Origin of the sequence: Streptococcus sp. HMSC034E12 (genome assembly GCF_001835915.1) — a bacterium.
Lineage (GTDB): Bacteria > Bacillota > Bacilli > Lactobacillales > Streptococcaceae > Streptococcus > Streptococcus vaginalis.
Window position 1 is genome coordinate 15,930 of the sequence record NZ_KV826424.1, and the last position, 23,161, is coordinate 39,090.

At 33.1% G+C, this 23,161-nt stretch carries 21 protein-coding genes, 3 tRNA genes and 1 pseudogene; 20 read left to right on the forward strand and 5 right to left on the reverse strand.

Annotated features, from left to right (window positions below; genetic code table 11):
• A complete protein-coding gene (locus HMPREF2574_RS00075; RefSeq protein WP_070812015.1) occupies window positions 1–1,191 on the reverse strand; it encodes a serine protease HtrA in 1,191 nt (396 codons plus the stop codon).
• A 193-nt stretch (window positions 1,192–1,384) separates the two neighbouring features.
• Here HMPREF2574_RS00075 and rlmH point away from each other — a divergent pair, with 193 nt between their 5' ends.
• From rlmH to HMPREF2574_RS00105, 7 genes and pseudogenes are all read left to right on the forward strand, one after another.
• A complete protein-coding gene (gene rlmH / locus HMPREF2574_RS00080; protein WP_070812016.1) occupies window positions 1,385–1,864 on the forward strand; it encodes a 23S rRNA (pseudouridine(1915)-N(3))-methyltransferase RlmH in 480 nt (159 codons plus the stop codon).
• A gap of 42 nt (window positions 1,865–1,906) precedes the next feature.
• Window positions 1,907–1,980, forward strand: a tRNA-Arg gene (locus tag HMPREF2574_RS00085).
• 165 nt (window positions 1,981–2,145) lie between these two features.
• Window positions 2,146–2,292, forward strand: a complete 147-nt coding sequence (locus tag HMPREF2574_RS10000; RefSeq protein ID WP_003029519.1) for a bacteriocin — start codon at window positions 2,146–2,148, stop codon at window positions 2,290–2,292.
• Between the two features lie 20 nt (window positions 2,293–2,312).
• Entirely contained in the window at window positions 2,313–3,635 is a 1,323-nt protein-coding gene (locus HMPREF2574_RS00090) for a sensor histidine kinase (RefSeq protein WP_024052477.1), read from the forward strand.
• A pseudogene (gene comE / locus HMPREF2574_RS00095) lies at window positions 3,635–4,385 on the forward strand (competence system response regulator transcription factor ComE). The gene HMPREF2574_RS00090 and the pseudogene comE overlap by 1 nt, the downstream one beginning before the upstream one ends.
• A 108-nt stretch (window positions 4,386–4,493) precedes the next feature.
• Window positions 4,494–4,565 (forward strand) — tRNA-Glu (locus tag HMPREF2574_RS00100).
• Window positions 4,566–4,570: 5 nt separating this feature from the next.
• Window positions 4,571–4,644, forward strand: a tRNA-Asn gene (locus tag HMPREF2574_RS00105).
• Window positions 4,645–4,732: 88 nt separating this feature from the next.
• Here HMPREF2574_RS00105 and HMPREF2574_RS00110 read toward each other — a convergent pair.
• Both HMPREF2574_RS00110 and HMPREF2574_RS00115 read right to left on the reverse strand, forming a co-directional pair.
• On the reverse strand, window positions 4,733–7,309 hold the full coding sequence (locus HMPREF2574_RS00110; RefSeq protein ID WP_070812017.1) for a YfhO family protein: 2,577 nt from the start codon (window positions 7,307–7,309) through the stop codon (window positions 4,733–4,735).
• 66 nt (window positions 7,310–7,375) lie between these two features.
• Window positions 7,376–8,998 (reverse strand): ABC-F family ATP-binding cassette domain-containing protein, encoded by a 1,623-nt coding sequence (locus tag HMPREF2574_RS00115; RefSeq protein ID WP_024052480.1) that lies wholly within the window; start codon window positions 8,996–8,998, stop codon window positions 7,376–7,378.
• 155 nt (window positions 8,999–9,153) lie between these two features.
• Between HMPREF2574_RS00115 and HMPREF2574_RS00120 the strand changes: the two genes are divergently transcribed.
• From HMPREF2574_RS00120 to guaB, 5 genes are all read left to right on the forward strand, one after another.
• On the forward strand, window positions 9,154–9,687 hold the full coding sequence (locus HMPREF2574_RS00120) for an NAD(P)H-dependent oxidoreductase (RefSeq protein WP_024052481.1): 534 nt from the start codon (window positions 9,154–9,156) through the stop codon (window positions 9,685–9,687).
• A 30-nt stretch (window positions 9,688–9,717) separates the two neighbouring features.
• Complete coding sequence (locus HMPREF2574_RS00125) at window positions 9,718–10,407, forward strand: triose-phosphate isomerase (RefSeq protein WP_070812018.1); 690 nt, start codon at window positions 9,718–9,720, stop codon at window positions 10,405–10,407.
• Window positions 10,408–10,427: 20 nt separating this feature from the next.
• A complete protein-coding gene (gene galE, locus HMPREF2574_RS00130) occupies window positions 10,428–11,423 on the forward strand; it encodes a UDP-glucose 4-epimerase GalE (protein WP_070812019.1) in 996 nt (331 codons plus the stop codon).
• Window positions 11,424–11,504: 81 nt separating this feature from the next.
• On the forward strand, window positions 11,505–12,530 hold the full coding sequence (gene trpS, locus HMPREF2574_RS00135) for a tryptophan--tRNA ligase (protein WP_070812020.1): 1,026 nt from the start codon (window positions 11,505–11,507) through the stop codon (window positions 12,528–12,530).
• 130 nt (window positions 12,531–12,660) lie between these two features.
• Complete coding sequence (gene guaB / locus HMPREF2574_RS00140; RefSeq protein ID WP_003026802.1) at window positions 12,661–14,142, forward strand: IMP dehydrogenase; 1,482 nt, start codon at window positions 12,661–12,663, stop codon at window positions 14,140–14,142.
• Between the two features lie 88 nt (window positions 14,143–14,230).
• Here guaB and recF read toward each other — a convergent pair whose 3' ends face one another.
• Window positions 14,231–15,328, reverse strand: a complete 1,098-nt coding sequence (gene recF / locus HMPREF2574_RS00145) for a DNA replication/repair protein RecF (RefSeq protein WP_070812021.1) — start codon at window positions 15,326–15,328, stop codon at window positions 14,231–14,233.
• A gap of 1 nt (window position 15,329) precedes the next feature.
• The gene (yaaA, locus tag HMPREF2574_RS00150; RefSeq protein ID WP_003038263.1) at window positions 15,330–15,710 is read right to left on the reverse strand and encodes a S4 domain-containing protein YaaA; all 381 of its coding nucleotides are present in this window, start codon (window positions 15,708–15,710) and stop codon (window positions 15,330–15,332) included.
• 175 nt (window positions 15,711–15,885) lie between these two features.
• On the opposite strand from yaaA, the gene yfmF reads away from it, so the two are divergent.
• The 8 genes from yfmF (at window position 15,886) to HMPREF2574_RS00190 (ending at window position 23,075) form a co-directional block, all read left to right on the forward strand.
• Window positions 15,886–17,133 carry an EF-P 5-aminopentanol modification-associated protein YfmF gene (yfmF, locus tag HMPREF2574_RS00155; protein ID WP_070812022.1) on the forward strand — a complete coding sequence of 416 codons (1,248 nt, stop codon included), beginning with the start codon at window positions 15,886–15,888 and terminating at the stop codon, window positions 17,131–17,133.
• Window positions 17,133–18,428 (forward strand): EF-P 5-aminopentanol modification-associated protein YfmH, encoded by a 1,296-nt coding sequence (gene yfmH / locus HMPREF2574_RS00160; protein WP_070812023.1) that lies wholly within the window; start codon window positions 17,133–17,135, stop codon window positions 18,426–18,428. The genes yfmF and yfmH overlap by 1 nt, the downstream gene beginning before the upstream one ends.
• A 58-nt stretch (window positions 18,429–18,486) precedes the next feature.
• On the forward strand, window positions 18,487–19,308 hold the full coding sequence (gene rodZ, locus HMPREF2574_RS00165) for a cytoskeleton protein RodZ (RefSeq protein ID WP_024052489.1): 822 nt from the start codon (window positions 18,487–18,489) through the stop codon (window positions 19,306–19,308).
• 10 nt (window positions 19,309–19,318) lie between these two features.
• Window positions 19,319–19,858: a CDP-diacylglycerol--glycerol-3-phosphate 3-phosphatidyltransferase gene (gene pgsA, locus HMPREF2574_RS00170; protein ID WP_024052490.1), complete on the forward strand. Its 540-nt coding sequence runs from the start codon at window positions 19,319–19,321 to the stop codon at window positions 19,856–19,858.
• Window position 19,859: 1 nt separating this feature from the next.
• Window positions 19,860–20,687 (forward strand): energy-coupling factor ABC transporter ATP-binding protein, encoded by an 828-nt coding sequence (locus tag HMPREF2574_RS00175; RefSeq protein ID WP_042754084.1) that lies wholly within the window; start codon window positions 19,860–19,862, stop codon window positions 20,685–20,687.
• Window positions 20,672–21,511, forward strand: a complete 840-nt coding sequence (locus HMPREF2574_RS00180) for an energy-coupling factor transporter ATPase (protein WP_070242166.1) — start codon at window positions 20,672–20,674, stop codon at window positions 21,509–21,511. Before HMPREF2574_RS00175 ends, HMPREF2574_RS00180 begins: the two co-directional genes overlap by 16 nt.
• Window positions 21,504–22,298 carry an energy-coupling factor transporter transmembrane component T family protein gene (locus tag HMPREF2574_RS00185; RefSeq protein WP_070812024.1) on the forward strand — a complete coding sequence of 265 codons (795 nt, stop codon included), beginning with the start codon at window positions 21,504–21,506 and terminating at the stop codon, window positions 22,296–22,298. Before HMPREF2574_RS00180 ends, HMPREF2574_RS00185 begins: the two co-directional genes overlap by 8 nt.
• A 156-nt stretch (window positions 22,299–22,454) precedes the next feature.
• Window positions 22,455–23,075 carry a LysM peptidoglycan-binding domain-containing protein gene (locus HMPREF2574_RS00190; RefSeq protein ID WP_003031567.1) on the forward strand — a complete coding sequence of 207 codons (621 nt, stop codon included), beginning with the start codon at window positions 22,455–22,457 and terminating at the stop codon, window positions 23,073–23,075.
• Window positions 23,076–23,161: the final 86 nt, after the last annotated feature.

The following is a 23,161-nucleotide window of genomic DNA, read 5'->3' on the forward strand; positions in this document are numbered from 1 at the left end:
TCAATTATTTGAATCTAAATCTTTTGTAGATTTTGTAAGCTTAATGGTAGTAGTAGTTTCTTTTCCATCACGATAGAAAGTGATTTTTATGTTGTCACCAATTGAATGTTTGTATAAAGCGGATTGTAAATCACTTGTTGAAGAAATTTCTTTATCATCTACTTTTGTAATCACATCATATTTTTGAAGTTTTCCTTCAGATGGCATTCCAGATTGAGCTGAACGTACGACAACTCCACTAGTTATTTTTGATGGAAGTTTTAAGCGTGATAGATCTGAACTAGACAGATTAGTGATGTCAATCATTTGGATTCCTAGAGCTGGTCGTGTAACAGTTCCATTTGCTTCTAACTGGTTAATAATGTTTATAACATCATTAGATGGAATAGCAAATCCTAATCCTTCAACCGAAGTTCCGCCGTTGCTAGCTATTTTACTTGAAGTAATACCAATTACTTGTCCTTGGATATTCACAAGTGGTCCACCAGAGTTTCCTGGGTTAATAGCTGTGTCTGTTTGAATAGCTTGTGTTGAAATCGTTTGTCCGTCTTCAGATTTTAAAGAAACATTACGATTTAAACTAGAAATAATTCCTTGCGTCACAGTGTTAGCGTAATTTGATCCGAGCGGACTTCCAATCGCAATAGCTGTCTCACCAACCGTCAATTTACTAGAATCTCCAAATTCAGCAACTGATTTTACTTTATCAGCACTAATTCGAACAACGGAGATATCAGAATAAGTATCTGACCCTACAATTTCTCCAGGAACTTTATTACCATCTGCTAAACGAATGTCAACTTTTTTAGCACCACTGATAACGTGAGTATTGGTTACTAAGTAAGCGTATTTTCCATCTTTTTTATAAATAACCCCAGATCCTTCGCTAGCTACTTGTTGAGAATTATCATTGTTATTATTTGAATCATCATTTCCAAACACGCTGTTTTGTGAATTATTATTAGCATAGGTAATAACGGATACCACAGCATCTTTCACTTTACTCACAGCTTGTGTTGTGGAATTTGTATTTTTATAAGCAGTAGTAACTTGATTAACTTTAGTCGTTGTAGAGCTATTTGTTGATAATTTAGATGAAGTTAAGTTTCCAAGTAAACCACCGATAAAACCTATAGCTAAGACCATGAAAAGCAATAACAATTTTTTTGTGAAATTTGAAGAGTTTTTCATATCTTCCTCCTAGTTATTTCAATTACTGAAAGTATAAAGAATTTAACTTAATTATAGCTTAAATGTTTTATCTTTTCCACAAATTGTGGATAACTTTTAAAATCTGTGATTTTCTAAGTCATTTATAAGGCAATTTAATTTTTTATCCTGTGAATAAGGTGTGAAATAATTGTGGATATGGTAGAATAGAAATATGAAAATACAACTTGTAACTGTTGGAAAATTAAAAGAAAAATACCTTAAAGATGGAATAGCAGAGTATGTAAAACGTTTAGGGCGCTTTACTAAATTTGAGATGATTGAACTTCCAGATGAAAAAATACCTGATAAGGCAAGTCACTTAGAAAATCAACAAATTATTGATAAAGAAGGAAATCGTATCTTATCGAAAATGAATGATAAAGAATTTGTGATTGTTTTAGCTATTGAAGGGCAACAATTTCCATCAGAAGAATTCAGTAAGAGATTAAGTGATGTGACTGTTCGTGGATTTTCGGATATTACTTTTGTAATTGGTGGGAGTCTTGGTTTGTCTACTGCTGTCAAAAAAAGAGCTAATTTGCTGATGAGTTTTGGAAAATTGACACTTCCTCATCAGTTAATGAGATTAGTTTTAGTAGAACAAATTTATCGATCGTTTATGATTCAACAAGGAAGTCCCTATCATAAGTAATCTTGACGTCATAGGCTTTTTTTGTTAAAATGGTAGAGCATTGGTCTCATAGCTCAGTTGGATAGAGCATTCGCCTTCTAAGCGAACGGTCGCAGGTTCGAATCCTGCTGGGATCATATAAGAAAAGGGCACGGGAAAGCGTGCCTTTTTCTATAACTGGATAAAGAGGTCTTTTGAGATGTAAAAATGTATCGTTTAGAGTTTTTTTCAATTTATTTATGAAGATTTTGTATAATTACCTTGTAAGATTTCTTACAAAAAATAAACATTAAGGAGAAATTATGAAAAAGTTGTTTGCTAAAAAAGAGGTAGTAAAAAAGGAAGTTGTAGAATTTAAAGAACTGAATGATGAGCAGTTAGATAAAATCATTGGTGGGGATAGTCGAATCAGAATGGGATTTGATTTTTCAAAACTTTTTGGTAAATAATTATTTAGGAGAATAATATTGTGAAAATAGAATTTGTACATTGGATTATTTTCTCAATTATAGAAGCTGTTTCTGTTGTATATTGCTATAAGAAAATAAGTAGAGTGAATAAAGTGAATATTCACTTTACTTTGTTGTGTTTAGGAATTGTATTTTCAACTGATTTAACTACTTTAATACATTATTCCATTAGATATATGATGTTTTTTATTCAACCATTATTTTTTTATTTATATTTTTTTAAAGTAAAAAAAGTTAGAAGACATCTTTCTGTATTTTTAGCACTATTTTTATCTTTAGCTGTGTCAAGTTCTGAAACCTTCTTTTCAGTCATTATTTCTTCTGTTACAGGTGATAAGTTTGTTGATAGATACTGGGGATTGTTCTATATTTTTATCAATATTATTTCTTTAATTTTTATTTTAAAAGCAATTGATTATTTTAAGTTTAATTTTAAATATTTTAAAAAGGCGGATTTCAAAGAGAATATTTTGCAGTTAAACTTTTATCTCTTATTTATTCATTTTTTATTAAATTTATCGCATTGGCTTAGTAATATGAAAAATTTAAATAGTTTTTCTAGTATGATTGCTACAATTTGCTTTTTAATGTTTATGTCAACTTTATTCTACTTACAATCTATTCGTGAAAAGTATGAAAAAGAAGAACAAATTAAACAAAAAGAACGAGAACAACTACAATTACAAAAATATACAGATGAAATAGTGAGTCTGTATAATGAAATTCGAGGTTTTCGTCATGATTATGGAGGAATGTTGGCAAGCTTCCAATCAGCCATTCATACAGGTGATATAAAAGAAGTAGAGCGAATTTATCAGGAAGTGCTAGTAAATGCTAATTTACAACTTCGTTCAGATAAATATACGTATTTTGATTTAAATAATGTTGGAGATTCAGCACTTAGAAGTGTTATGACACAAACCTTATTTAAGACGCGTGACTATAATATAGAATTAACATTTGAAGTAAAAGATTTTGTCAAACCCTTGCCGATTAAATTGTTAGATTTGGTTAGAATGACAAGCGTCCTTTTGAATAATGCCATAGAAGGAGCAGCAGAAAGTTATCAAAAAACGATGAATGTTTCTTTGGTGGATTTAGATACAGAAACAATCTTAGTTATTCAAAATTCACGTAAGAAACGACCGCTAGATTTAGAAGAGATTTACCAAACTGATTTTTCAACAAAGGGTGAAGGACGCGGTTTAGGCTTAAGCAATATCAAAGAAATTATTAACAACTATGAAGGAATTATCCTCGATACTAAAATTGAGGATGAATATTTTACACAAGTAATAAGAGTAAGGAAAGAAGGTTTATAATGAAAGTATTAGTATTAGAAGATGAAATTACACATCAAGTAAGAATGGAAACAACTTTGGCAGAGATTGCAAAAGAAATGGGAATTACGATAAAAGTTAAAGTAACTGGAAAAGTAAGGGAATTTAAAGAATATATTGAAAACGATGAAGTAAATCAATTATATTTTTTAGATATTGATATCAAAGGAGAGGAAACAAAAGGTTTAGAAATAGCAAAATTTATACGTCATCACAATCCGTATGCCATTATTGTTTTTGTTACAACGAAATCAGAATTTGCCACTATGACCTTCAAATATAAGGTATCTGCACTGGATTTTGTTGACAAAAATTTGAGTGATGTTGCTTTTAAAAAAACATATAAAAGATAGCATTGAGTATACAAAAGCGACATTGATTGAAAATAAAGATATGGTGGATTATTTTGAATATAGCTTTCGTGGCGGAGAGGTTAGAATGCCTTTTAATGACATTTTATATATTGAAACGACAGGCTCTTCTCATAAATTAAGAATTGTCGGTAAAAACTTTTTTAAAGAATTCTATGGCACTATTGCAGATATTCAAGAAAAAGATAAAGAAACAAGACGTTTCTTTTCACCTCATAAATCCTACCTAGTCAATATTGGAAACATCAAAGGTTATGACAAAAAAATGCGAGAAATAATTTTTTATGAAGATCATCGTTGTCCGATTACTCGAATGAAAATTGGAAAATTAAAAGCTATTTTAGAGGAATTAAAAGGATAAATAGAATAGATAATGAAATAGCAAATATAGTTAAATTTTTAAATAAAAACTATTGACAAAGTTCTCCAAACTGGTATAATAGTATATGTTCTGTGAAAGAACATATATGGTCCGTTGGTCAAGGGGTTAAGACACCGCCTTTTCACGGCGGTAACACGGGTTCGAATCCCGTACGGACTATATCATCCGGCATAGCTCAGTTGGTAGTAGCGCATGACTGTTAATCATGATGTCGTAGGTTCGAGTCCTACTGCCGGAGCTACTAAGCATTCTTTAGGAATGCTTTTTTTACATTGTAAAAATATAATAAAAACCAAACTGTTTTCTTGTGCAGTTTGGTTTTTCAATTATAACGATTTTTTCTTACGTATCTTATTGTAAATTATAAATAACGCGATTCCAGATAAAAATGCTGTACTACCTTCTTTAAGACCATTTGGGATAAATGTCAGTTTTATTTTTCCTGCGCCTTTTTTGACATCAATTTTCATAAAGCCATTTTGTGCTCTTGAAATTTTAATTGATTTTCCGTTTTGTGTGGCAGTCCAACCTTTATCATAAGGAATTGTGAAGAATAAAGAACTATCTCGTTGAGCTTGATAATGTGCTGTTATTGTATTATGTTTTGTTGTCACAGATACTTTTTGTCGTTGAATCTTGTTTATCGCTTGTTGAAAATGACTGGTGTCAAGCTTATAAAATTCAGGACTATCAAATGAAACTTTTGAATTATCTGGGAAAGATATTTTAACGGTTATGATTTGTTTTTGCTTAAAATAACCAAGATTAAAAAATGGAAAGACATTGTTGGTACCATAATGCATTTTTTGATTGTTATTTACAGTTATGTCAACTGATTTTTGGTTATCATTTGAGAAAGTTAAGTTTGGCAGAGTTAAATAAACTTGACTATTTGCTGGAACTTCTAAAGTGTAAGTGATGCTGGCAAAAGAGTCATAACTTTCTTTATCTACTTCTGCAGCTATTCTATTTCCAACTTGCTTAACATTATGATTACTTGTAGGAGGTAATCTGTGATAGTATTTTAAATTTAATCCAGAAAGCTGATTGAGAAAACGAGTTTGATTATCTAATGTTAAGTGATTAAACTTTACATCTCTGTAAATTGAATTTGTTAAAAATGCTAGTGAATTAGCATTTTTATTTTCATAAAGTGTTAAATTATCTTTCGTTTTAATGGAAGTAAAACCATATTTTTGAGGATTGTTTGTTGAAATATTATATTTTACACCCAATAAGCTATCCATAAGGATACTATTGTTTTGATAACGTAAGTTTAAATTAGTTCCAGATGATTTAAAACCTAATTTATCAAGAATAGAACTAGCTGCAATATTGCGAACAGAAGAAAATTGAGAGATACCATTATAATTGTATTTCATACTGTCATTTCCGGTTTGAATAGCTAATTTTTCAGTTCTAAAGAAATTGGAATTTTTCTTTTTACTGTAGTTGACGAGTAAATCAATAGCTGTTAAATCTTGTTCATAAGCATTTCTACTTGCAAAGACCCATTCTTTTGCAATTCCTTCCATTTGATAAAAACTATTTAAACTTAGTTCAAAGCAAACAAATAATAAAGTAGAAACAGTAAATATTTTAACAGAAATATATTTTTTTGCATAAGCCCAAGAAATTAAAAGATAAGCGACTAAAAATTCTAATGTTAAGATGAAATTAACAGAACCTAAAAATTTATAATGCTTCTTAAAAATAAAAGTAGCAATAAAACCAAGTCCTAAGATAGAAAAACTGGCTAGAATGTTTGTGAATTTAATTTCTTTTAGACGCTCCAAGCTTTCAGCCGCTAAGAAAATAATGACAGTAGAAAAAGTCCAAGAGTAACGATGTAGGAACATATTTGGCGCGTGCATACCTTGCCAGAGCAGATCCAAAGGCTGTAAGTAAAAACTAGCTACTAAGAATATAATTAAAATAACATAGGAAAGTTTCACGTGAAACTTAATAGACTTTAAAGTGAAGAAGAGAATCGCTAGTAATAATGGAATAAGCCCAACATAAATCATTGGAATAGAGCCATATTTAGTTGTGTCAAAAGATCCAACAAAGTTTTTGGCAAAAATATCTAAATACCAGCTTTTTTCAGTCAGTAAGGTTGTCACTTTTGTTAATTTTTCACCATGAGTTTTTAAATCTAGAAAGGTTGGCAGAATCATGATGAGGCTAGTTATACCAGCTAAAATTGACACAACTGTAAAGTTTATGAAAGATTTAATCCTAATTTTAAAGTTCCATGAAGTTTGAACAAAGAACCACAATACAAGAAAGACTGCCATCATATACCCAAAATAATAATTTTGAATAAAAAGAATTGACAAAGCTATAAAGTAAAGAATACGTCTTTTTTGAGTAATCAACTGATGTAAACCAAGTAAAATAAGTGGAATAATAATGAAGACATCTAGCCAAGTTTTTATTTCAAGTTGACTAACTGCAAAACTCATTAGAGCGTAGGAAGTTGACAGTATTAATATAAGATAAGGAGAAATTTTTTTAAAGATACCTTTAATACTGATGAAACAAGTTAATCCCATCAAACCAAACTTTATCAAAGTAAATAAGTATACTTCATCTGGCATATTTTTTAGATTGAAAAAATAAACTAAAGGTGATAAAAAACTCCCTAGATAATAGCTAGATAAGGCATAAAAGTTCAAACCGAGTCCACTTGTAAACGTATAAAAGATGTTATCTGTACCATGCAAAATATTCCTTAAAGTGACATCAAAAATAACATATTGATGAAATCCGTCTCCTAATAGCGGAGAAGTGTCACTTTTCCAATAGATTCCATTTATAAGGTAAGTTATAAACAGAATCAAAAATGGAATAAAAAAGGCTATCAAATAATAATTTTTGAAGAGTTTTTTGATTTTTTTCATAAGCTATCGTAAAATACTAAAATTTAAGGAACTGAATCTTTCATCAGCTCCTATTTTTTGAAAAGTTTAATCTTTCCAAAGACTATTGACTTTTTCTTGTACTTCTTGATTTTCTAAAAATTCATCATAGGTTTCGTCAATACGATCAATGACACCATTTTTAGAAAGAACAATAATATGATTAGCAAGTGTCTGGATAAATTCATGATCGTGGCTAGCAAAAATAATAGATTCTTTAAAGTTTTTCAGACCGTCATTTAGGCTAGAAATAGATTCTAAGTCTAAGTGGTTGGTTGGATCATCTAGTACCAAAACGTTTGATTTGAGAAGCATAAGTTTTGAAAGCATGACACGAACCTTTTCACCACCTGACAAGACATTGACAGACTTGTTAACCTCATCGCCAGAGAAAAGCATACGACCTAGGAAGCCTCGAAGGAAGGTGTTGTCATCTTCTTCTTTACTTGCAAATTGACGGAGCCAGTCAAGAATAGATTCATCGCTGGCAAAATCTTTGCTGTTGTCTTTTGGTAGATAAGATTGACTAGTTGTAACACCCCACTTGACAGTTCCTTCGTAGTCTATATCTCCCATGATAGCTCTGATTAATGCTGTTGTTTGGATATCATTTTGTCCAATAAAGGCTGTTTTGTCTCCTGGACGCAAGATAAAACTGATATTGTCAAGGATGACTTCACCGTCAATCTTGACAGAAAGATTCTCAACTGTCAAGAGGTCATTTCCAATTTCGCGTTCTGCTTTGAAATTAATAAATGGGTATTTACGGCTTGATGGGACAATCTCTTCTAGTTCAATTTTGTCAAGCATTTTTTTACGAGAAGTTGCTTGCTTAGATTTTGAAGCATTAGCAGAGAAGCGAGCAACAAATTCTTGCAGTTGCTTGATTTTTTCTTCAGCTTTAGCATTACGATCTGCTAAGAGTTTAGCAGCTAACTCACTAGATTCTTTCCAGAAATCATAGTTACCAACATAGAGTTTGATTTTACCGAAATCCAAATCAGCCATGTGTGTACATACTTTATTGAGGAAGTGACGGTCGTGAGATACAACGATAACGGTGTTTTCAAAATCAATCAAAAAATCTTCTAGCCAAGAGATGGATTGAATATCAAGACCGTTTGTTGGTTCGTCTAGTAATAGAACATCTGGTTTACCAAATAGAGCTTTTGCAAGGAGAACTTTCACTTTATCTCCGTTTGATAATTCGCTCATATTTTGATAGTGGAGATTTTCTGGGATATTCAAGTTCTGGAGGAGTTGAGAGGCTTCACTTTCGGCCTCCCAACCACCTAACTCAGCAAATTCAGCTTCTAATTCAGCTGCTCGGACACCGTCTTCATCAGAAAAATCAGGTTTCATGTAAATGGCATCTTTTTCTTTCATAATGTTATAAAGATGCTCATTTCCCATGATAACTACATCAATCACTCGTTCTTCTTCATAATCAAAGTGATTTTGCCGAAGGACTGAGAGACGTTCGTCTGGTCCGAGTGAAATATTTCCAGTAGTTGGTTCGATATCTCCAGCTAGGATTTTTAAAAACGTTGATTTTCCTGCACCATTAGCACCAATTAAACCATAAGTATTTCCTTTTGTAAATTTGATATTCACATCATCAAATAATTTTCGATCACTAAAGCGTAGTGATACATCTGATACTGTAAGCAATATTTTTCTCCTAATTCTGTAATTAGTTTCATTTTACTAGAAAATTTGACTTTTTTCAAATGATTCAGGGATAAAATATGACATTTTAGAATATTGATAAGTAAGAGAAATTTCAAAAATTTATAATGAATTTAGAATATTTTTAGGAGGAGAAAATGAAAATTTTATTGGTAAATGGTTATCAAAAACATGAGTTTTGTAAAGGAAAATTAAATTTTAGTTTGTATAATATTATGTTGGATAAATTACGTCACAATCATGATGTGCAATTATCGTCAGTTGAGGACTATAATGTAATAGACGAGAGAAATAAGTTTTTGTGGGCAGATTTGATTATTTTTCAATTTCCTATTTATTGGTTTAATGTACCTGGGAAGTTGAAATTATATATGGATGAAGTCTTTGAATATGGTCAATTTTATTCATTTGCAGATACTTATGGACAAGGTGGTTTAATGAAAAATAAAGAATATATCTTATCCACAACTTGGAATGCACCAGAAGAAGTTTTTAATAATCCGGCTGCATTTTTTGATGGAAAAAATGTAGATGATGTTTTGATTTCATTCCATAAGACCATGGAATTTTGTGGTTTAAAGAAAAGAAAAACACTATCTTTTCATAATGTTGTGAAAAATCCTCAATTTAAATTTTATAAACAGACAATAGAAGATTATTTTTTAAAATAGTTGTAAATAGTGTAAAAGGGGGGGTGTAAAGTGTTAGTTGTTTTTAATTTTAAAAATCAGATGTCAATCAAGCAACAATTAGAATTGTTAGAGAAGTTCAATCAACCAATGAGCAAACAACATCAATTGATCATTGCTCCTATCATACCGGATTATAATGTATATCATTTTGACATTGCAGTTCAAAATTTGTCAATTAAAGGAAGAAATGTAGGTGATTTATCGCCTCAACATTTAAAACATTACAATATAAATTATGCTTTTGTAGGTCATTTAGAAAGGCAAAAGTATTTAAATGAAACAACAAGAATGATTCGCTCAAAGATTGACAATGCTTTACAGAAAGCTATTATTCCTATTATTTGTGTAGGAAATCATGAAAATCCTATTTTTGAATGCGCAACATATTTAGATGATCTAGATCTTCATGATAAACATATTATTGTAGCTTACGAAATATTGAGTGCAACATTAAAAGGAAAAAAAGATTATTCCTTTACAGAAGTTGAAGAAAGTTTTCAAGATTTAAAAGATTATTTGGACAATTTAAGTGTAAAGTTTGGGTTTACATATCAGTTGATTTTTGGTGGTGGTGTAAACCGTGAAGATATTGAACAGATTTTAACTATTGGATTTGATGGGATTCTTATTGGAGATAGGATTGAAAGTTTGGTTGAAACATACCAATACTTACTAAAAGATACTCTTGTATCGATGTAAAAAGATAAGGAGGAGAAAAAATGAAATCAATTTTAGTGACAGGAGGAGCCGGATATATTGGCTCTCATACTGTGAAGGTGCTTTTAGATGCTGGTTATGATGTACATGTTTTGGATAATCTAGCATCAGGTGTTAAGGAAGCGGTGGATGTAAGAGCACACTTTAAAGAACTGGATGTTTATGATGAGTCTGAATTAAAAGCTTATTTACAATCTTATAAAATTGATGCTGTGCTACATTGTGCGGGTGAAATAGTCGTTAGTGAAAGTATCGAAGATCCAAGTAAATATTTTTCAGCAAATGTAGCTGGTATGAATCAGGTGTTAAAAGTATTATCAGCAGTAGGAATTGATAAAATTATATTTTCTTCTACAGCTTCAGTTTATGGCAATAATTGTATGGATAAACCTGCAAATGAAGATACGCTATTAAATCCAGTAAATCCTTATGCAGAGACAAAACTGATGGGAGAACGCATGATTTATTGGATGGCCAACCGTTATGGTTGGAAATATGTCATTTTTCGTTATTTTAATGTTGCTGGTGCTGCTATGGATGCTTCAAATGGTTTGAGGGTTAAAAATCCGACACATATTATCCCTAATATTAATAAAACGGCTCTTGGACAAAATGATGCTTTAAAAATTTATGGCGATGATTATGAAACGCGAGATGGCTCATGCATTCGTGATTATATTCATGTTTTAGATTTAGCGCAGTCACATGTAAAGGGATTTGACTATTTATTTACAGATTCGTCAACTTCACAGATTTTCAATTTAGGAACAGAACAAGGTTATACTGTCAAGGAAATTTACAATACTGCAGAGCAAATTTTACAGCAAAAAATTCCTCATGAAATTGTGGCACGTCGTTCTGGTGATCCAGCAAGTGTGTTAGCAAATGCCTCTAAAGCAAAAGAATTTTTAAATTGGCAAGCAACTTATTCTTTGAAAGATATTATATTATCTGATTATAAATGGCGTGTGAAAGCTGGTAATTCAATTGTCAAATAATTTTAAGAAGTGTAGAAATAGTTTCTACACATTTTTCTTGAAAATGGTATAATATTATCAAGAAAATTCAAGGAGAATGTGATGTCAAAACCTATTATTTTAACAGGAGATCGTCCAACAGGAAAATTACATATTGGTCATTATGTAGGAAGTTTGCGAAATCGTGTTTTATTACAAGATGAAGGAAAATATGAATTATTTGTATTTTTAGCTGATCAGCAAGCCTTGACAGATCATGCTAAGGATCCTAATACAATTGTAGAGTCAATTGGAAATGTAGCATTAGACTATTTAGCTGCTGGCTTAGATCCTGAAAAGACAACTATTTTTATTCAAAGTCAAATTCCTGAGTTGTCAGAGTTGTCAATGTATTATATGAATTTGGTGTCATTAGCGCGTTTGGAACGTAACCCAACTGTCAAGTCAGAAATTGCCCAAAAAGGATTCGGTGAAAGTATTCCAACTGGTTTTTTAGTTTATCCAATTGCACAAGCAGCAGATATTACTGCTTTTAAAGCGAATTATGTTCCAGTAGGAAATGATCAGAAACCAATGATTGAACAAACTCGTGAAATTGTACGTTCTTTTAACCATACTTATAATTGTGATGTCTTGGTAGAGCCTGAGGGCATTTATCCTCAAAATGAAGCAGCAGGACGTTTGCCTGGGCTTGACGGGAATGCAAAAATGTCTAAATCTTTAAATAATGGCATCTATTTATCTGATGATATGGATACTTTACAAAAGAAAGTGATGAGCATGTATACTGATCCTGACCATATCAAGATTGAAGATCCTGGTAAAATAGAAGGCAATATGGTTTTCCATTATTTAGATGTGTTTGGTCGTCCAGAAGATGCGCAAGAAATTACAGCAATGAAGGAACACTATCAACGAGGTGGACTGGGAGATGTGAAAACAAAACGCTATTTATTAGAAATTTTAGAGCGCGAATTAGGTCCTATTCGTGAACGTCGTGTTGAATTTTCAAAAGATATGGGAGCAGTCTACACTATGCTACAAAAAGGTAGCGAAAAAGCACGTCAAGTAGCTAGTCAGACTCTTTCTGATGTAAAATCTGCTATGGGAATTAATTATTTCAAATAAATTAAGAAAGACTGTCACTAAAAGTGATGGTTTTTTAGATAATAGTGATTGACAAATACAGATAGAATGGTATCATATTAACAATAAATACGAGCTGTGCTCAATCAATAAAGAAAAGAGGAATTTGTGGATGTCTAACTGGGACACTAAATTTTTGAAAAAAGGTTTTACTTTTGATGATGTATTACTCATTCCTGCAGAGAGTCATGTTTTGCCAAATGATGCGAATTTACAAACAAAATTGGCTGAAAATTTGACACTCAATATTCCAATTATCACCGCAGCAATGGATACTGTTACAGAAAGTAAAATGGCCATTGCTATTGCTCGTGCTGGAGGTCTTGGTGTTATTCACAAAAATATGTCTATTGAGCAACAAGCGGATGAAATTCGGAAAGTTAAACGCTCAGAAAATGGAGTTATCATTGATCCATTCTTCTTGACTCCAACTCATACGGTATCAGATGCAGAAGAATTGATGGAACGTTATCGTATCAGTGGTGTTCCTGTTGTTGAAACGCTTGAAAATCGCAAATTAGTTGGGATTATTACAAATCGTGATATGCGATTTATTACGGATTATAATCAACCTATCTCAGCGCATATGACGAGTAAAAATCTAATAACTGCTCCTGTTGGGACAGACCTTGAAACGGCAGAGCGGATACTTCATGAGCATCGTATTGAAAAATTGCCATTGGTTGATGACTACGGTCGTTTATCTGGTCTGATTACAATTAAAGATATTGAAAAAGTAATTGAATTTCCAAATGCAGCTAAAGATGAATATGGTCGTCTTTTGGTTGCTGGTGCAGTAGGAGTTACTTCTGATACATTTGAGCGTGCAGAAGCTTTATTTGAAGCAGGTGCAGATGCTATTGTCATTGATACAGCACATGGACATTCAGCGGGAGTACTTCGGAAGATTGCTGAGATTCGTGAACATTTTCCAGAACGAACGTTGATTGCAGGAAATATTGCTACTGCAGAAGGTGCACGTGCGTTATACGATGCTGGAGTTGATGTTGTGAAAGTCGGAATCGGTCCAGGTTCAATTTGTACCACTCGAGTCATTGCTGGAGTTGGTGTACCTCAAGTGACGGCAATTTATGATGCTGCACAAGTTGCGCGTGAATACGGGAAAACAATTATTGCAGACGGAGGTATTCAGTATTCAGGAGATATTGTGAAGGCACTGGCTGCGGGAGGCAATGCAGTCATGCTCGGTTCAATGTTTGCTGGTACAGATGAGGCGCCAGGTGAAACGGAAATTTTCCAGGGTCGTAAGTTTAAAACTTATCGCGGAATGGGTTCGATTGCAGCTATGAAGAAAGGGTCAAGCGATCGTTATTTCCAAGGTTCTGTTAATGAAGCAAATAAATTGGTACCGGAAGGAATTGAAGGTCGTGTAGCTTATAAAGGTGCAGCAGCAGATATCGTTTTCCAAATGATTGGAGGAGTTCGTTCTGGTATGGGATATTGTGGAGCAGCCAATCTCCAAGAGCTACATGACAAAGCTCAATTTATTGAAATGAGTGGAGCTGGTTTGAAAGAAAGCCACCCTCATGATGTTCAAATTACGAATGAAGCTCCAAACTATTCTGTACAATAAGATCTATTATAAAAGCTCTGCAGCAGATAATGCAGAGCTTTTATAATTAACACACTTTACAAACGTGTAAAACGTGTTAATATCTAGTTTACACCTTGTCTTCAGTTAGATGTCCTTCATGAATTGAGAAAATTTTAATATTAGAAGGCATGTTTTGTAGATGTTCTAGAGTTGTTGTTGTCATAAATGTTTGGATATTTTGAGAAATAGTTTCAAGTAAATTAAGTTGACGACTATTGTCAAGTTCACTCATAACATCGTCAAGTAGAAGAATTGGTTTTTCTTTAGTAACAGTTTCCATGAGCTCAATTTCTGCCAGTTTGAGAGATAAAACTACGCTTCGATGTTGTCCTTGACTACCAAAATTGGCATTCATGTCATTGATATAAAAAGCAATATCATCTCGATGGGGACCAACTCCAGTATTTTTTTTAAATAAATCTCTACTACGGCTTTGCTTTAATGCAATTTGGAAAGATTCTTTTAACTTATTGGAATCTGAAAGTGGAACAGAAGAGCAGTACTTAATGGTTACGTTTTCTAAATGACTTGAGAGTTCCAAATGTTTTTGTTGACCAAAGTGCTCTAATTTTTTGAGAAATTCTATCCTATGCTGCATAACACGACAACCAAACTCTACTAGTTGATCATCTAAAACTGCTAAAAAAGTCTCATCCATTGTTTTTGCTGTTTTTAAATAAGTATTTCTTTGTTTTAAGACATGGTGGTAATGTGATAAATCAGATAAATAGATTGGTTTAATTTGCCCCAATTCTATATCAATAAATTTTCGTCTAAGGGCTGGAGCTCCTTTAATCAACTGTAAATCTTCTGGAGCAAATAAAACAACATTCATATTTCCAACATAATCAGATAGTTTGCTTTGTTTTAGATGATTAACTTTTGTAATTCTTCCTTTAGGTGTCAAGTCAATTTCCAAAGAAATATTTCCAGTTTGCTTAACAAGTTGTCCAGATATTTTCAGGGTATCTTTGGAGAAATAAATTAAATCTTTGTCTGAACGAGTTCGATGACTTCGTGTCAATGCAAGAAAATAGATAGCTTCCAAGATATTTGTTTTTCCTTGAGCATTTTGGCCTAGAAAAATATTGAGACCAGAAGGAAAATCTATTTCAGTTGCTTCATAATTACGAAAATGTTGAATTTGTAAGTTTTTTAACCACATATTAAATACCTGGGAAGCGGATAGGAGCTTTTTTATTAGATTTATTGGCTTTTTGATTTACTGTTGTTGATTTACTTTTTTTGATATTTTTGTTCATTTCTTTTACAAGGGTGGCAACTCGTCTTTTTTCTAAAAGTTCTTTTTCATGCTCCCCCCTGTCCTTTTCATTTGGTGCAGTCAGCAGTATTTCTAATTTTTGATTTGGAAGAGTAATGGTATCGCCAATGCGAATTTTCTTTCCGCGGCGAGTTTCGAGCTCTCCATTAAAATAAACTTGATTTTCTTGAAGAAAGCTTTTAATAGCACCACCACTTTGAATGATTCCGACTTCTTTTAATAATGCTTGTAGAGTGATGTAGTCATCAAATAATTTATATTCCATAATTCACCTCGATCTTTGTCATTATATCATAATTAGATGAAAAGATGATATTAGAATTATCACAAGCACACCATTAAGAAAACGTTTTAAGTTGAAAGAATAAAGCTTGAAGGAGAAATTAGGAGTCGTTTCGTGATATAATAGAAGTCAATATTAAAAGAACATGAGGGACACTATGGAGCTGGTTTCTGGAGTAGATCTCCATTTTATAACATCAAAAAAATTTAAAACGAATCGAATAAAAATGAGGTTTTCAGCTCCGATGTCTACGGATACGATAGCGGGGCGCGTGCTGGTTGCAAGTATGCTTGAAACAGCTAATGAAATCTATCCAACTTCGCAGATTTTTCGTGAACGATTAGCAACTCTTTATGGTGCCAACTTTTCAACGGGATTATCACGCAGAGGACTAATACATTACGTGGATTTAAATATCTCTTTTGTTAGCGATGCATTTTTAAGTCGAAAAAATACACTAACAGGAGAGATACTTGATTTTTTAAAAGATAGCTTGTTAAAACCTTTAGCGAATGAAGGAGCTTTTAATCAGGCTGTTTTTGAAATTGAAAAAACGAATGTACTCAATGATTTAAAAGCTGAAATTGAAGATCATTTTTATCACGCACATCAAGAGCTGAGTAAATTATTTTATACAGAAAAGGAAATGCAAACTCCTCGTTTAGCTACGCCAGACTTAGTTGACAAGGAAACACCAGAAAGTAGTTTTGCTATTTTTCAAAAAATGCTTCAAAATGATAAAATTGATATCTTTTTTATGGGTGATTTTAATGAGATTGAAGTCTGTGAATATATGAAAACCTTTGGTTTACATCCTCGTCAACTTAGTTTACAATTGCATTATCATCAAGAATTTTCGAATATTTTAAAAGAATCATTGGAGCGAAAAGATGCTCATCAATCTATTGTTGAATTAGGATATCATTTTTCTACTCAATATGGCGATAAGACTCATATCCCTCTTATTGTATTAAACGGACTTTTAGGTGGCTTTGCTCATTCAAAATTATTTGTTAATGTTCGGGAAAAAGAGGGTCTAGCTTATACAATTTCAAGTAGTATTGATATTTTTTCGGGTATGATGCGTATTTATGCTGGAATTGATAGGAAAAATCGAACAAAAACAGTGAGTTTAATTTATCGACAAATTGCAGATTTAAAAAAAGGACATTTTACTGATGAGGCGTTAAATCAGACCAAACAAATGCTACGAAATGCGATGCTCCTTTCTTTAGATAGGCAAAATACGTTGATAGAACAAGCTTATATGGCATCTGTTTTGCGGAAAACATTTATGCCAATTTCTGTTTGGCTAAATGCTTTAGAAGCAGTCAGCCGAGAAGATATCATTGTCGCTGCAACACAACTCAGGCTACAAGCGATTTATTTTATGGAAGGAAAATAATGCAAACTTTAAAAATGGAGAGGAAGGATTATCCAGCAGTTGGAGAAGCAGTCTATCAGACTACTTTACGAAATGGTCTAAGAGTTTTTCTTTTACCAAAACGAGATTTCAATGAAACTTATGGGATTATGACAGCAAATTTTGGCTCAATTGATACTTATTTTATTCCACGTGGTTCTAATCAAGCTGTTCAATACCCTGCAGGAGTTGCACATTTTCTAGAACATAAATTATTTGAGGATGAAAATGGTCAAGATCTTTTACAGCAGTTTGTTGAATTAGGCGCTGAGAGCAATGCCTTTACAAGTTTTACTAAGACCAGTTATCTTTTTTCGGCGACGGACAATATTTTAGAAAATGTTAGATTGTTGCAAAGTTTACTAGAAAATGCTTACTTTACAGAAGAATCCGTTCAACGTGAACAGGGAATTATTCAGCAAGAAATTAATATGTACAAAGACAATCCAGATTATTGCCTGTTTTTTCACACTTTAGCAAATCTTTATCCAGACACTCCATTGGCAGAAGATATTGCAGGAAGCGTTGAATCAATTGCAGAAATAACCGTTGAGGATTTGGATGAAAACTTTGAAACCTTTTACCATCCATCTAATATGAGTTTACTGCTGATTGGTAATTTTGACTTAGAAAAGACCATTGCTGTTATTCAGGAACAACACGAATCTTTGAAGGGAATTGATGAAGAAAGTTTGATTAGACGTTTTCCCCTTGCGTTAAATCCTGTTATTTCTACAGGGAGTGTTCGAATGGAAGTGGCAAGTTCTAAACTTGCAATCGGATTACGTGGGAGTCAATCGTTAGTGGGAACCGATTTATTTCGTTATAAGACTGCTTTAAAACTGCTATTTGCAATGATGTTTGGTTGGACATCTAAAAGATTTCAAACGCTTTATGAGGCTAGAAAAATAGACAACTCATTATCGTTAGAAGTTGAAGTAGAAAAAGATTTTCACTTTGTGATATTAACAATGGATACTAGTGAGCCAGTTGCTCTGTCTCACCAATTTCGTTCTGCGATTCGTGGTTTTGAAAAAGACCCTGATGTAACAGAAGAGCATCTTGATATTATAAAAAGTGAAATGTTTGGCAATTTTTTACATGGACTGAATTCATTAGAATATATTGCCACTCAATACGAAATCTTTTCAGAAGGGGATAATCTATTTGATTTACCAAAAATTTTACAGACAATCAGTTTAGTTGATGTGATTGAGATAGGACATCATTTTATTGATTCTTGTGAAATGATTGATTTTACTATTTTTCCAAAATGATTTCATGTTTTGGTGAAATTTGGTAAAATAGTGTTTAATAGAAAGAAGGCTAGTGTGTATGAGAAAGAAAACAATCGGTGAAGTCCTGAGGTTAGCTCGTATTAATCAAGGAATGAGCTTGGAAGATTTACAAAAGAAAACAGATATTCAGTTAGAGCTACTGGAAGCTATGGAAGCTGATGATTTTGATCGTCTTCCCAGTCCCTTCTATGCTCGTTCTTTTCTAAGAAAATATGCTTGGGCTGTTGATTTAGATGAGCGAATTATTCTTGATGCTTATGAAGAAGGAAGCATGATTACTTATGATGAAGTGGATGTTGATGAGGAAGAGAATTTTAGAAGTCGAAGAACAAAAAAACAACGAACTTCTTTTTTACCATTATTTTATCTGACGATTCTTGCATTAGCTATTTTATCTTTTGTTAGTTATTATGTTTGGACATACGTTCACCATAACTCATTAGCAACCACTCCTTCATCAAGTTATAGTGTTGTAAACAAACAGACAACCACTTCTTCTAGTTCGACTAGTGAGGCAACTTCTAGTGAATCTTCTAGCAGTTCAAAGACAAATTTGATTGTATCAGGAAATGGTAACAACTTGACAGCAACCTTGACAGGTGCAACTGGCCCTGTCAATTTAAAACTATCTGTTAGTGATACAACTAGTTGGGTAAGTGTTACAGGTACAGACTTAGAAGGTGGTGCAACATTAAGTCCTGAGAATCAAAGTGTGTCAACTACAATCTCTCCAGGGACTGCTTCAACAATTACTCTTGGTGTGGTTCAAGGTGTGACCATTACAATTGATAATCAACAGATTGATACGTCAGGCTTGACAAGTTTGACAGGTACAATTACACTTATAATAAATAGTTAAGGAAAAGAAAATGAAAAAAGAAAATATTCCCAATGCTTTAACTCTTTTGCGGATTGCTTTAATTCCAATTTTTATTTTAGTACTATCCTTGGGCCACTCTGTTGGAATACATGTCTTTGCAGCGATTATTTTTGCAGTAGCCAGCATTACAGATTATTTGGATGGATATTTGGCTCGTAAATGGAAGGTTGTAACAAATTTTGGGAAATTTGCTGATCCGATGGCAGATAAGTTATTGGTCATGTCAGCTTTTATTATGTTGATTGAAATGAATATGGCACCTGCTTGGGTGGTTGCGGTTATCATTTGTCGAGAGTTAGCTGTGACAGGTTTGCGGCTATTGTTGGTTGAAACTGGAGGAACAGTTTTAGCAGCAGCGATGCCTGGGAAAATAAAAACATTTACGCAGATGTTTTCCATTATTTTTCTGTTATTGCACTGGACACTGCTAGGACAAGTTTTGCTATATATTGCATTGATTTTTACGATTTATTCAGGTTATGATTACCTCAAAGGAAGTGCTTATCTCTTTAAAGACACATTTAGATAATATGAAAAATATCATTGAAGTTCAGCATTTAAAGTATAAATACGATAATCATGTAGATAGTTATATCCTTAAAGATGTGACGTTTCACGTGAAACAAGGAGAGTGGCTGTCTATTGTGGGGCATAATGGCAGTGGCAAGTCTACGACGATTCGTTTAATAGATGGCTTGTTGGAAGCAGAAAGTGGCGAGATTATCATTGATGGAGATAAATTAACTTTTGAAAATATCTGGGAAAAACGGCGGCATATTGGGATGGTTTTTCAAAATCCAGATAATCAATTTGTAGGGGCGACTGTTGAGGATGATGTTGCCTTTGGTTTGGAAAATCAAGGGATGGATTACCAAACGATGTTTGACAGAGTTCAAGAAGCATTAGACATTGTTGGAATGCAAGATTTTAAAGAACGTGAACCTGCAAGGCTTTCTGGTGGACAAAAGCAGCGCGTGGCTATTGCTGGTGTGGTTGCTTTGCGTCCTGACATCATTATTTTAGATGAAGCAACTAGTATGTTGGACCCAGAAGGGCGTTTAGAGTTGATTCAGACAGTTAAAAAAATTAAAGATCGACATGGTATGACTGTTATTTCTATCACGCATGATTTGGATGAAGTAGCTCTTAGTGACCGAGTTTTGGTGATGAAAGAAGGACAAGTAGAGTCAACTAGTACACCAAGTGAGCTTTTCTCACGAGTGGATTTAGAAGATTTAGGTTTAGATGAACCTTTTACAAATCAAGTAAAAGCAACTTTGCTGGACTCAGGCTTTCAATTGCCAGAGCGCTATTTAACAGAAAAAAAATTGCAGGATTATTTATGGGAATCACTTTAGAAAATGTAAGTTATACTTATCAAGCAGGCACTCCTTTTGAGAATCCTGCCCTTTTTGAAGTCAATTTAGAAATAAAAGATGGCTCATATACTGCTTTGGTTGGTCATACAGGTAGTGGAAAATCAACTATTTTACAATTGCTGAATGGGCTTTTAGTGCCAACTGAAGGAAGTGTCGTGATTGATGATGTCAAAATTACTTCCACATCTGTAAATAAAGATATTAAACAAGTACGTAAAAAGGTAGGATTGGTTTTTCAATTTGCTGAAAGTCAGATTTTTGATGAGAGCGTTTTAAAAGATGTTGCTTTCGGTCCACAAAATTTTGGAGTATCAAAGGAAGACGCTGAACGTGTAGCACGTGAAAAATTAACTCTTGTTGGAATTTCAGAAGAATTATTTGAACGTAGCCCATTTGAACTGTCTGGGGGACAAATGCGTCGAGTAGCCATAGCTGGTATTCTAGCTATGGAACCAGATATTCTTGTATTGGATGAGCCAACGGCAGGTTTAGATCCTGCTGGACGAAAAGAGTTGATGAGTTTATTTAAGCGATTACATGAAGCAGGAATGACCATTGTTTTGGTAACGCATTTGATGGATGATGTCGCTAATTTTGCAGACACCGTCTATGTGATGGAAAAAGGAAGATTAGTCAAAAGCGGAAAGCCTCGGCAAGTTTTTCAAGCTGTAGCATTTATGGAAAGTATTCAACTAGGAGTTCCTAAAATTACAAAATTTGCACAAGAATTAAAAAATAGAGGGCTAACTCTTCCGTATTTACCTATCACCATAGAAGAATTTAAGGAGTTACTACATGGATAGTATGATTTTGGGGCGATATGTTTCTGGAAATTCAATCATTCATCGACTAGATCCTCGCAGCAAACTTTTGTCAATGTTTTTCTTTATTTTAATTATTTTTTTGGCAAATAATATTGTAACCAATGGACTATTATTCGTCTTTACAATGTTATTAGTTGGACTTTCCAAAATTCCTTTAGGTTTTTTCCTTAAAGGATTAAGATCTATGGTCTTTTTGATTGCTTTTACCACTTTATTCCAACTATTTTTTACATCTGGTGGCACGACTTTATTTCAATTTGGCTTTATTAGAATTACTGAAGTAGGTCTGGCTCAGGCGGGTATCATTTTTAGTCGTTTTCTTTTGATTATTATTTTTTCTACCCTATTAACTTTAACAACAATGCCACTTAGTTTGGCAGACGCAGTTGAATCATTATTGCAGCCTTTAGCAGCATTAAAAGTGCCCGTTCATGAAATAGGGTTGATGTTATCAATGAGTTTACGTTTCGTTCCTACTTTGATGGATGATACGACACGGATTATGAATGCTCAAAGGGCGCGTGGGGTTGATTTTGGTGAAGGAAATATTGTTCAAAAAGTAAAATCAATTATCCCTATTTTAATTCCGTTATTTGCTTCTAGCTTTAAGCGTGCGGATGCTTTGGCGACTGCTATGGAAGCGAGAGGCTATCAAGGTGGTGTAGGAAGAAGTCGTTATCGGCAGTTGAGATGGAAAAAAGCAGATACCTTTTCTATTTTTATTATGTTTGCCTTAGGTTTGATGTTGTCTTTCTTAAAAAGTTAAAAAACTTATATTATTGTTAGCTAAAAAACGTCTTGAAGGGCGTTTTTTGCGTATAAAATCAATATTTCTGTAATCTTTGTAATACAATTATAAGATTATAGTAATATTTTATGTGTAATATAGTATTATACGAAAAAAGGAGAAATTGATATATACATGAATACAAAATCAATGAAATGGACTTTATCAGGACTTTTTACGGCAGTTGCTTTTTTTGCAACAGGAGCTATTGCAAGTGCTGAATCTTATACTGTTAAATCAGGTGATACTTTATCAGAAATCGCTAAAGAAAAAAATACATCAGTTGAAAAAATTGTTGAACTCAATAGAATTGAAAATCCTGACTTGATTAAAGTTGGGCAAATTTTAGAACTTGATGAAGAGAAAAATTCAGAAGTTTCAACAGAAACTACAACAGAAGAAGCTGTAACTTATGAAGATGTGACATATAACGCACCTGCTGCTTCTACTACTTATTCGCAACCAGCTACAGCAAGCACTTCTTCAAATGTTGTTCTTCCTAATGGAAATACTGCTGGTGCTACGGGATCTTATGCGGCTGCTCGTATGGCAGAATTGACAGGTGTCCCAGCATCAACTTGGGAGCATATTATTGCTCGCGAGTCAAACGGACAAGTAAATGCTTATAACCCATCAGGGGCTAGTGGTCTTTTCCAAACTATGCCAGGTTGGGGTTCAACAGCAACAGTAGATGATCAGATTCAAGCTGCTTACCGTGCTTATAATGCTCAAGGTCTTTCAGCTTGGAACTATTAAGCAAAATTTTATGATAAATGAGTAAACAAAAAGACGAATCATTGAGTAAAAAATGTACTGCCCCCAAAAAGTTAGACAAAAAATAT